The 3,881-nt window shown below is 76.6% G+C and carries 2 protein-coding genes; one reads left to right on the top strand and one right to left on the bottom strand.

Annotated elements, in window-relative coordinates; all coding sequences use genetic code 11:
• The coding region (locus H1A17_RS33665) for an AAA family ATPase (protein WP_194823778.1) at positions 1–2,729 on the bottom strand (2,729 nt) is incomplete at its 3' end.
• Positions 2,730–2,921: 192 nt separating this feature from the next.
• Between H1A17_RS33665 and H1A17_RS33660 the strand changes: the two genes are divergently transcribed.
• A partial coding sequence (locus tag H1A17_RS33660) for an adenylate/guanylate cyclase domain-containing protein (RefSeq protein WP_194823777.1) occupies positions 2,922–3,881 on the top strand: 960 nt, incomplete at its 3' end.

The raw sequence follows: 3,881 nt of genomic DNA, 5'->3' as shown, positions 1-3,881 counted from the left end.
CGGGAGCCGCCCGTGCGGGCCGCCGGGACACGCCCCGCCCCGGCGGGCTGTACCCGCCCGGTCAGCTCCACCCGCGCCCGGCCGGCCAGCGTCCGGATCTCGCTGGTCAGCGGCACCGCGCCCAGGCTCGACGCCATCTCGTGGGCCTGCCGCAGCAGGGTGGTCGCCGTGCTGCTGCGGCTGCGCCGGGCCAGCAACGCCTCGGCCTGCCGCAGCCGGGAGTAGGCCGCCGGGTAGGGGTGGTTCCGCTTGTCCCACTCGGCCGCCGACCGGGCCCAGGCCTCCGGGTCGCCCCGGCCGTCGAGGCGGGTCAGCTCGGCCGTGCACAACGCCAGGAAGCCGTCGGCGTTGACCCGCACCGGCCCGGCGGCCGTCGCGCTCTTGGCCGCCACCCGGTCGACCGCGTCGCGCAGCCGGCGGACCGCCGTCTCGTCGACCGCCACGGTACGGCTCGCGTGCGCCTCCGCCTCCGCGCGCAGCCCGTGCCAGGCCAGCGTGCCCAGCAGCACCACGTCGTCGGAACGGCTCTCGGTCAGGCCCCGCTGCACGGCCTGCCGGGCCACGTCGTGCCGGCCCTGCCACATCGCCAGCCCGGCCCGCAGGATCAGCATCGGCAGCACGTGCCGGGGCGCGCCACCGCCGGCGAGCATCGTCGCCACCGCCTCCAGGTCCCGGTCGGACGCCTCGACGTCGCCGTACCCGACGGAGAGCCGGCAGCGGGCCAGCAGCAGCTCGACCGCGTCGGCGCCGGACGGGCGGTGCCGCAGCGCCGCCGCGACCACCTTCTCCGCCTCCGCCCACTGGCCGACCCGGAACAGCCCGTTGGTGGCGATCGCCAGCAACCGGGTCTCGTAGGTGCGGCCCAGGCCCAGCTCGGCGACCCGCTCGGCACCCCGGCGGGCCACCACCACCCCCTCCTCCAGGATGTTCAGCGGCCCGGTCAGCAGCTCCGCCAGGTGCAGGTACGCGCAGGCCACGTCCTCCGGGCCGCCGGAGCGTTCGGCGGTCTCCAGGGCCCGGCGCACCACGGCCAGGCCGGCGTCCGGGTCCTCCAGGAACGCCTCGCTGAAGCCCAGCGCGGAGCTGGCCAGCACCACCTCCGTGGTGCTGCCGTCGACCGACGCGGCCAGTTCCAGGGCCTCCCGGGCGCGCTGCCCGGCGTCGGCGTACCGGCCCAGGTGCAGCAGCAGCTCGGCCAGCCGGGCGGCGGCGTTGGCCCGTTCCCGGGCGGTGCACTCGGCGGCCTCCAGCACGCTGCGGTACTCCGCCTCGGCGGGGGCGGACCGGCCGGCGGCGGCCAGGTAACGGGCCCGTTGGATACGCACCGCGCAGGACGGGTCGAGCGGCTCGCCCCCGGTCCGCTCGGCCAGCAGGGACAACGCGCGGGCGTGCTCGCCGCTCTTGTGGGCGGCCTCGGCGGCCCGCTCCAGCAGCACCGCCCGGTCCACCTCGGGCGGGGCGTCCACCGGGCCGGTGACCGGCGTCGCGGCCAGCTGCAACGCCGCCGTCCAGTGCCGGTGCGCCTCGGCGAAACCGTGCAGCCGTTCGGCCTCCCGGGCGGCGGCCATCGCCGCCGGCAGGGCCCGACCGGGTTCACCGGCCAGCCGCCAGTGGTGGGCCAGCCGGGCCTGGTGCAGCTCCGCCGGGACCCGGGTGAGCGCCTCGGCGTAGCGGCGGTGCAGGCCGGCGCGTTCCGCCGGGAGCAGTTCGTGGGCGAGCACCTCGGCGACCAGCCGGTGCCGCAGCCGGTAGCCGTCGTCCGCGCCGACGAGCAGCCGGTGGGCGACGGCCTCACGCAGCGCCTCGATGAGTTCCGCCTCGGGCAGGCCGAGCACCTCGGCCAGCAGCCAGTGCTCGACCGGTTCGACGCCCGCCGCCACCGCGTGCACCGCGGCGTGCGCGTGCCGGGGCAGCGCGTCCACCCGGGACAGGAAGATCTCGCGCAGCGTGTCGGACAGCCCGTCGCGGCCGTCGCGCAGGTCACGGGCCAGTTCCTCGACCACGAACGGGTTGCCGCCGCTGCGCTGCCAGACCTGGTCGGCGGCCTCCGGGGCGAGCGGCGCGCCGACGATCTCGGCGGCCAGCAGGTCGGTGCCGGTCCGGTCGAGGGGCCCCAGGTCGAGCACCCGCACCGACCGCAGCCGACGCAGCTCGGTGAGCACCCGGCGCAGCGGGTGGGCCCCCTGCAACGACTCGGCCCGGACCGCCGCCAGCACCGACAGTTGCAGGTCACCCAGGCCGGCGAGCAGATAGAGCAGGAGTTGCCGGGTGGTCCGGTCCACCCACTGCAGGTCGTCGAGGACGAGCACCAGCGGACGGCCCTCGGCGATCAGGCTCAGCCCCCGGGAGACCCGTTCCAGCAGCGCCCCGGCGCTGTCCGCGCCGCCGCTGTCCTCGGCGAACGTCCGCAGCAGACCCCGTACCGCCGACGAGGTGCGGGCCTGACCGGCGGTGAGGTCGGCGTCGAAGCGGCGTAACGCCTGGAGCACCGGGTGCAGCGGGGAGGCGTCGCCGATGTCCAGGCAGGAGCCGGTGAGCACCACCGCTCCCGCGTCCCGCAGCCGCGCCGCAGCCTCGGTGAGCAGCCGGGTCTTGCCCACCCCGCTCTCACCGGTGACGAAGACGGCGGCGGTCTGCCCGGGGCCGATCCCGTCGTGGAGCGCGGCGCGCAGCACCGCCAGCTGGTCGGCGCGGCCGACGAGCGGTGCGGTGTCCACATCGCTGGCCATGTCCGCAGCCTAGTCACAGGTCCCCGCACCGTTCTACGGGCTTGATCCGGCATTGGTACCTCTCGCGTCGACATTGCGACTAAAGGTGGCGACCGACCGACATACGTCGTTCGGCAGATCCCCCGTCAGCCCGGTGGTGACAGTCTCCGATCGTCGTCAGAGGCAGCACCGCGCAGGAAAGGGGTGGGTGGAATGCCACTGTCCACGATCGGTACCGGTCGGGAAGACGCCACCACGACGCCCTGGCCGGTGCCGCAGGAACGGCGTACGCTGACCGTCCTTTTCGCCGACATCGTCGGGTCGACCGCGTTGACCGAACGGCTCGACCCCGAGGACGTCCGGGCGGTGCAGTTCGCCTACTTCGACACCGTCGCCGGGGTGCTGCGCCGCTGGCAGGGCACGGTGGAGAAGTACGTCGGCGACGCGGTGATGGCGCTGTTCGGGGCGCGTACCTCCGACGGGTTGGACGGCTACCGGGCGGTGCGGGCGGCCCTGGAGATCCAGGCCGCGCTGGACCGGCGGACGCTGCCCGGCGGGGTGACGCTGCGGGTCCGGGTCGGCGTCGCCACCGGCGAGGCGGTGGTCGACCTGGCCGCCGCCCGCGACGGCGGGCACGGCATGGCCTCCGGCGCGGTCCTCACCACCGCCGCCCGCATCCAGGAGTACGCCCCGGCGGGCGGCGTGGTCGTCTGCGCGGCCACCCACCGGGCCACCGCCGGCCTGATCGACCAGCACGCCCTCGCCCCGGCCAGCCTCGCCGGCAAGGCGCTGCCGGTGGACGTCTGGCGGGTCACCCGCCCGACCCGCCACCGGCCGGCCCGGCACGACGGCCCGCTGATCGGTCGACGCCGGGAGGTCGCCACCGCCCTGGACCAGCTCACCCGGGCGGTCCGGGAGCATCGTCCACGGTGGGTGGCCGTCACCGGCCCGGACGGGATCGGCCGCAGCCGGCTGCTGGCCGAGTTGCGCCACCGGCTGCCCGAGGTCGACGGCCGGTCGGTGCGCTGGGCGGTGGCGCACTGCCCGCCGTACCCGGAGCAGGTGTTCGGGCCGGTCGCGGAGCTGCTGCGGGACCTGGCGGGGCTGCCCGTCGGCGGCCCGACGGGCGTGGTCCGCCCCCGGCTGGCCGCCCTGGTCGACGGGCTGGTCCCG

The organism is Micromonospora sp. S-DT3-3-22 (genome assembly GCF_015354745.1).
GTDB classification, from domain to species: Bacteria; Actinomycetota; Actinomycetes; order Mycobacteriales; family Micromonosporaceae; genus Micromonospora; species Micromonospora wenchangensis.
Note: the sequence above shows the minus strand (reverse complement) of the source record. Positions and strands in the feature narration are given on the sequence as shown.